The sequence below is a fragment of the Actinomadura sp. NPDC048032 genome, assembly GCF_040653175.1.
GTDB lineage: Bacteria > Actinomycetota > Actinomycetes > Streptosporangiales > Streptosporangiaceae > Spirillospora > Spirillospora verrucosospora.
In genome coordinates this window covers 1-6,160 of the sequence record NZ_JBEZJP010000462.1, presented here as the reverse complement: position 1 = coordinate 6,160, position 6,160 = coordinate 1, and the positions used below count along the sequence as shown (strand labels likewise).

Below are 6,160 nucleotides of genomic sequence, written 5' to 3'. Positions count from 1 at the left end.
GGCGCCCTCGGAGGGCGTTCCCCCTGGGGAGGCGGCGCTTGCCGCGACGGAGCCACCGGCGCCGCGCCTGCACGGGGCTCGCGGACGTCGCCAGGTGCGCCCTGCTGCGCCGCCGGCGCGGGCGCGCCTTGCGGACGTTCGGCGTCGGGCGGTTCGGGGCGAGCCCGCCTGCCGCGCGGACGGTGGACGTCGCCCGGTTGTTCCTGGTGGTGCGGTGGCGCGGGGGCGGCGTGCGGAGCCCCGCCCTGAGGGCGTTCGGCGTCAGAGGGGGGCGCGTGCCGACGCCCCCTGGCGGGCGGAGCCGTGCCGGCGCCGGCCTCGGAGGCGTCGCCCGCCGCTTCCCGCTGTGCCTCCGGCTCGGGGGCTCCCTCAGGATGCTCGGTCGCGGGACGTATCGCGTGGCGTCCGCTGCTTCGGGGGGAGACGGCCGGAGGCGGGTCGTCGTCGGGCTTCGGCGGCGCGGCATGGCGCCGTCGCGGGGCGCTGCGCGGCTCGCGGGCGTCGTCGGTGCGCTCCTGCGGTTCCGCCGGTGCGGCGGCGGCCGCTCGGTCCTCCCGGGGCGCGGTGGTTCGGGCGTCGTCGTCCTTGGGGCGCTCTTCGGCCGGTGACTGCTCCGCAGGGGAGGAGGTGTCGTCCTCCTGGGCGGGCTCCTCATCCTGGACGGAGCGGGACGTGGGCCGCCAGGGCTCGGTCTCCGGGGGCGGAGCAGCAGCGGCGGAAGGCGCCTCCTGCTCGGGCTCCTCGTCCGGGGGAGGAGGCGTGAACTGGACGTACCAGGTGGGGCCCGCCGGCTTCTCGGCCGCCTCGTCGCCGCCGCCCTCGCCGCCGGTGTCGCCGTCGGTGTCACCGCCGGTGTCGTCCGAGGTCTCGCCGACGGCCTCGTCCGCAGCCTCGTCGCCGGGCTCGTCCCGAGGCTCGGCGGGACGGCGGACGGCGATGTCCGGACGGGTCAGGTTGACCTTCACCGGCACGCGGAACTCGGCGGTTCCGTTGCGCGCCGGTTCCGCGTCGAGCTCGGCGTCGTCGCCCACGTGCAGACCCCCTCTGCTCGTCCCTGACAGGCGGCGGAGCGGTCCTGCCGACAACCCCGTGCGTATAGAGGATGCGTATTTTATCGGGAAGGTTCGCCGGGATCCGTATCGGCGCGCGCCGTGTCGCCGTGAACCTGGGGCGGGGTTCGCGGAGATACATCGCTGACAACGTCCCCCCACGGGAAGGCCCGGTGCGCATGCCATGGTGGCCGCGATGACCGTTCCCCCGACGGCTCGGGAGGGCGACGCCGATCTCGTCGAGAGATCGCTCGCCGACCCCGAGGCGTTCGCCGCGCTGTTCGACCGCTACTCAGCGATGATCTACCGGTACGTCTCCCGCAGGCTCGGGCCGGAGGCGGCGGAGGACGTCGTCGGGGAGACGTTCCTGGTCGCGTTCAGCAAGCGGAACCGCTACGACCTGGAGCAGCGTGACGCGCGGCCGTGGCTGTTCGGCATCGCGACGAAGCTGGTGGCGCGGCACCACAGGGCGGAGGCCGCGCGCTACCGGGCGCTGCGGCGCAGCCCCGTGGACGGCCCCGTCGAGGGGCCCGACGACCGCGTCGCGGCCGGGGTGACCGCGTCGGCGACCCGCCCCGCGCTGGCGGCGGCGCTGTCCGGCCTGGCGCGCCGCGACCTGGACGTCCTGCTCCTGGTGGCCTGGGGCGACCTGTCCTACGAGGAGGCGGCGCGGGCGCTCGGCATCCCGGTCGGCACGGTCCGCTCCCGCCTCAACCGGGCGCGGCGCAAGGTGCGCGCGGCGCTCGGCGACACCGACCCGACCCGCGAGGAGGCGTGACCATGGACGATCTCGACCTGATCCGCGGCCTCGGCCGCGACCTGGAGCACGAGCCGCCGCCGTCCCTCGCCCGCCAGCGCGGCCGGCTGCTGGACGAGGCGCGGCACGGGCGCCGCGGCAGGGGCCGCCGGACGGGCAGGGCGGGAGTGACGGGCATGGCAGGGGTGACGGGCATGGTGCGGTGGACGCTGCTCGGCGTGGTCGCGGCGGTGACGGCCGCGGCGATCCTCGTCCCGGCGGTCCTCCTGCACGGGCGGGACGCGCGGCCGGCGGCGACCGGCTCGACCGCGCCCGCCACGGGCACGGCGCTAAACGTGCTGGTCATCGGGCTGGACGCCCGCTACGGCGGCGCGTCGCGCTCGGACACCCTGATGCTCGTGCACGTCCCCGCCGACCGGAAGAGGCCGCGGGTGGTGAGCATCCCGCGGGACGTGCTCGTGCCGATGCCCGCCTGCGGCCGGGCCGGAGGGCGGCAGGCGCTGGTCAACACGGCGTTCCCGATGGGCGGCGCCGCCTGCACGCGCAGGACGGTGGAGTCGCTGACCGGCGTCCGGATCGACCAGACCATAGTGATCGACTTCGGTGGTTTCACGCGGATGGTGGACGCCCTCGGCGGGGTGGAGGTGACGCTGCCGAAGGCGGTCGACGACGCCAATTCGGGGCTGAGCCTTCCCCCGGGCCGGCACCGGCTGAGAGGGAAGCAGGCGCTCGCCTACGTCCGGACCAGGCACGGCCTCGGGGACGGCTCGGATCTCGACCGCGTCCGGCGCCAGCAGCAGTTCCTCGCCTCGGCGGCGCGGCAGGCCAGGGTGGTCATGGCGAAGGACCCGATCCGGTTCGCGCGCTTCCTCGCCGTCGCGGCCCGTTCGATCGACAGCACGCCGCGGCTGGACGCCGGGGCGCTGCGCGCGCTCGCGCGCGGGTACGACGGGAGCGGCGGCGTCGCCGCGGCCACGATCCCCGTCCGTCCCGCCCCCTCGGACCCGAACCGGCTCGTGGTGGACGAGGCCGCCGCCCGGAGGGTGCTCGCGCCCTTCCTGACGCGATGAGTGACGCCCGGTCTGAGGGGTAGGGGCCGCATCGTTCCCGGCTACGACCCACGAGCAAGGAGTGAGTGAGCGATGGCCACGAAAGTCCGCGACATCATGACCGGCTCGCCTACGTCGGTGTCGCCGGAGCTCGACATCGTCACCGTGGCGCGCGCGATGCGCGACGAGGAGATCGGTGCGGTCCTGGTGGCGGAGGGCGACGACCTGAAGGGCGTCGTCACCGACCGCGACCTGGTGGTGCGCGGGCTCGCCGCAGGCGGCGACCCCGCCCAGGCCAAGATCGGCCAGATCGCCAGCAAGGTGACCGCGACGGTGGGGCCCGACGACTCCCTCGACAAGGCCGCGCAGATCATGCGCGAGCGGTCCGTCCGGCGGCTCCCCGTCATCGAGGACGGCCGTCCGGTGGGCATCGTGTCCATCGGCGACCTGGCGATCGAGAAGGACTCGGCCTCGGCGCTCGCCGACATCAGCGCGGCGCGCTCCAACGGCTGACATGCCCGCCTACAGCACGGACAGGAGCAGCTCCAGTTCCTCGTCGGTGTTGTAGTAGTGCACGGAGGCCCGCACGGCCGACGGACGGGCGTGCGGGTCGTATCCGTGCGAGAGCGGGTCGGTCACGTTGACGTTGACGCCCCGCTCCCTGGCCGCCGCCTTGACGGCGGCCGGCTCGCGTCCGTCCACGGTGAACGTGACGATGCCGGACGGCCGCGCGCCCCGGTCCAGGACGGTGATCCCGGGCCGGTCGGCGAGTTCCTCCCTGAGCCGGGCGGCGAGGCCAAGGACGCGGTCCTCGATCCGCTCCATCCCGAGGCCGGCCGCGTAGTCGGCGGCGACGCCCAGCCCGATCTGCCCGGCGACGTGCCGTTCCCACGTCTCGAACCGCTGGGCGTCGTCGCGCAGCTCGAACCCGTCCGGCGCCTTCCAGTCGGCGGCCTGGAGGTCGAGGAACGGCGGGACGAGCGTCCGCAGGATGTCGCGCCGGACGTAGAGGAAGCCCGTGCCGCGCGGTCCGCGCAGGAACTTGCGCCCCGTCGCCGACAGGATGTCGCAGCCGATCTCCTCGACGTCCACGGCGAGATGCCCCACCGACTGGCACGCGTCCAGGAGGAACAGGACGCCGTGCGCGCGGCACAGCCGCCCGACCTCGGCGGCCGGGTTGATGAGCCCGTTGTGGGTGGGGATGTGGTTCAGCGACACCAGCCGGACGTCGCCCTTGGCGAGTTCGGCCTCCAGCGCGTCCAGCGAGAGGGTGCCGTCGGCCTCGTCCGGGACGACCTCCACGCGGGCGCCCTTGGCCGCCGCCACCTGCTGGTAGGCGATCGCGTTACTGGAGTACTCGCTCGTCGTCGTCAGGATGCGGTCGCCCTCGGCGAAGGGGATCGCGTAGAACGCCATGTCCCATGCCCGGGTGGCGTTCTCCACGAAGGCGATCTCGTCGGGGCGTGCCCCCAGCAGCCGGGCGACGGCGTCGTAGAAGTGCGCGATGGCCGCCTCGTTGCGTTCGGCGGCCTCGTATCCGCCGATCAGCGACTCCAGTTCGAAGTGCCCGGCGACGGCGTCGATGACGGGACGGGGCGGCAGCGCGGCCCCGGCGTTGTTGAGATGGGCCACCTTCGCGCAGCCGGGAGTGTCGGACCGGAGCTCGTCGATGTCCACAGGCAGCCTTCCCCTCGCGGAATTGTCGTACCCCCGCGGGACCCTGGGATCCTGCGGCGGCTTGACCTCAACCATTCTTGAGGTCGCATGCTTGCTGTTCCAGGCTAACGATCACAGGGGTCTCCATGGACATGGAAGTCACGGCGTGGATGTCGCTGCACCACGCCATGAACGCGAGGGACAGCAGGCCGTTCTCCCGGGCGACGCTGGGCCGCATCGCCCGCTTCGCCCGCCCCCACCGGGGCATACTCACGGCCTTTCTCCTGCTCAGCGTGGTGATGGCGGTCATCGCCGTCGCGACGCCCGTCCTCGCCGGATGGGTCGTCAACGCGATCGTCGACCATGACGCCACGTCCACGGTCGTGTGGCTCGCCATCGTGATCGCGGTTCTGGCGCTGGCCGAGGGCTCCCTCGGCCTCCTCAACCGGTGGCTCTCCGCGCGCATCGGCGAGGGGCTGATCCTCGACCTGCGCACCTCCGTGTTCGACCACGTCCAGCGCATGCCGGTCGCGTTCTTCACCCGGACCCGCACCGGCGCCCTGGTCAGCCGGCTCAACAACGACGTGATCGGCGCCCAGCGCGCGTTCAGCGACACCCTCTCCGGAGTGGTCAGCAACCTCGTGACGGTGCTGCTCACCTTCGCCGTGATGGTGCGGATCTCCTGGCAGATCACCCTGCTGGCGCTGGTCCTGCTGCCCGTGTTCGTCCTCCCGGCCCGCCGGATGGGCTCCCGCCTGGCGAAGCTCGAACGCGAGGCCGCGGCGCACGACGCCGCGATGAGCACCCAGATGACCGAGCGGTTCTCCGCCCCCGGCGCGACACTGGTGAAGCTGTTCGGGCGCCCGGCCCGCGAGTCGGCCGAGTTCGCCGCCCGGGCCCGCCGCGTCCGCGACATCGGCGTCCGCACCGCGATGGTGCAGCACGTCTTCATCACGGCGCTGACCATGGTCTCGGCGCTCGCCCTCGCGCTCGTCTACGGCGTCGGCGGGTTCCTGTCCCTGCGCGGCCACCTCGACGCCGGCGCCGTCGTCGCCCTCGCCCTGCTGCTCACCCGCCTCTACGCGCCGCTGACCGCCCTGGCCAGCTCCCGCGTCGAGGTGATGAGCGCGCTCGTCAGCTTCGAGCGGGTCTTCGAGGTGCTCGACCTCAAGCCGCTCGTCGCCGAGAAGCCCGAGCCCGGCGACGTGCCCGAGGGCCCGGTGGCCGTCGAGTTCGACCACGTCACCTTCGCCTACCCGTCGGCCGACAAGGTCTCCCTCGCCTCCCTCGAAGAGGTCGCCACCCTCGACACCCGGGGCGGCGTCGACGTCCTGCACGACGTGTCGTTCCGCGCCGAGCCCGGCCAGATGGTCGCCCTGGTCGGCTCGTCCGGCGCGGGCAAGTCGACGATCGCGCAACTGCTGCCGCGCCTCTACGACGTCGACTCCGGCGCCGTCCGGCTCGGCGGCGTCGACGTCCGCGACCTGTCGTTCCAGGCCATCCGCGACACGCTCGGCATGGTGACGCAGGACGGGCACCTGTTCCACGAGTCGATCCGCGAGAACCTCCTGCTCGCCCGGCTCATCAAGATGATCGAGCAGGCGAACCGGGGCGGCGCGGGCGGCCACCAGGTGGTGACCGGCGCGGAC

5 protein-coding genes and 1 pseudogene are annotated in these 6,160 nt (G+C 73.7%); 4 read left to right on the top strand and 2 right to left on the bottom strand.

Going from position 1 to position 6,160, the window contains the following annotated elements; genetic code table 11:
• Positions 1-1,031 (bottom strand): annotated as a pseudogene (locus AB0C69_RS36355) (hypothetical protein); the annotation flags it as partial.
• A 214-nt stretch (positions 1,032-1,245) separates the two neighbouring features.
• Between AB0C69_RS36355 and AB0C69_RS36350 the strand changes: the two are divergent.
• From AB0C69_RS36350 to AB0C69_RS36340, 3 genes are all read left to right on the top strand, one after another.
• Positions 1,246-1,827 carry an RNA polymerase sigma factor gene (locus AB0C69_RS36350; protein ID WP_345181573.1) on the top strand — a complete coding sequence of 194 codons (582 nt, stop codon included), beginning with the start codon at positions 1,246-1,248 and terminating at the stop codon, positions 1,825-1,827.
• A gap of 2 nt (positions 1,828-1,829) precedes the next feature.
• Positions 1,830-2,876, top strand: coding sequence for an LCP family protein (locus AB0C69_RS36345; protein WP_360360016.1), 1,047 nt, complete (start codon positions 1,830-1,832; stop codon positions 2,874-2,876).
• A gap of 72 nt (positions 2,877-2,948) precedes the next feature.
• Positions 2,949-3,368 (top strand): CBS domain-containing protein, encoded by a 420-nt coding sequence (locus tag AB0C69_RS36340; RefSeq protein ID WP_345181569.1) that lies wholly within the window; start codon positions 2,949-2,951, stop codon positions 3,366-3,368.
• Between the two features lie 9 nt (positions 3,369-3,377).
• Here AB0C69_RS36340 and AB0C69_RS36335 read toward each other — a convergent pair whose 3' ends face one another.
• Positions 3,378-4,532 carry an aminotransferase class V-fold PLP-dependent enzyme gene (locus AB0C69_RS36335; protein ID WP_360360013.1) on the bottom strand — a complete coding sequence of 385 codons (1,155 nt, stop codon included), beginning with the start codon at positions 4,530-4,532 and terminating at the stop codon, positions 3,378-3,380.
• A gap of 125 nt (positions 4,533-4,657) precedes the next feature.
• Between AB0C69_RS36335 and AB0C69_RS36330 the strand changes: the two genes are divergently transcribed.
• On the top strand, positions 4,658-6,160 hold a 1,503-nt coding region (locus AB0C69_RS36330), incomplete at its 3' end, for an ABC transporter transmembrane domain-containing protein (RefSeq protein ID WP_360360010.1).

Bases quoted from the DNA above. Each gene is read 5' to 3' on its own strand.
- AB0C69_RS36350 (WP_345181573.1), top strand. From the start codon at position 1,246: ATGACCGTTCCCCCGACGGCTCGGGAGGGCGACGCCGATCTCGTCGAG.
- AB0C69_RS36345 (WP_360360016.1), top strand. From the start codon at position 1,830: ATGGACGATCTCGACCTGATCCGCGGCCTCGGCCGCGACCTGGAGCAC.
- AB0C69_RS36340 (WP_345181569.1), top strand. From the start codon at position 2,949: ATGGCCACGAAAGTCCGCGACATCATGACCGGCTCGCCTACGTCGGTG.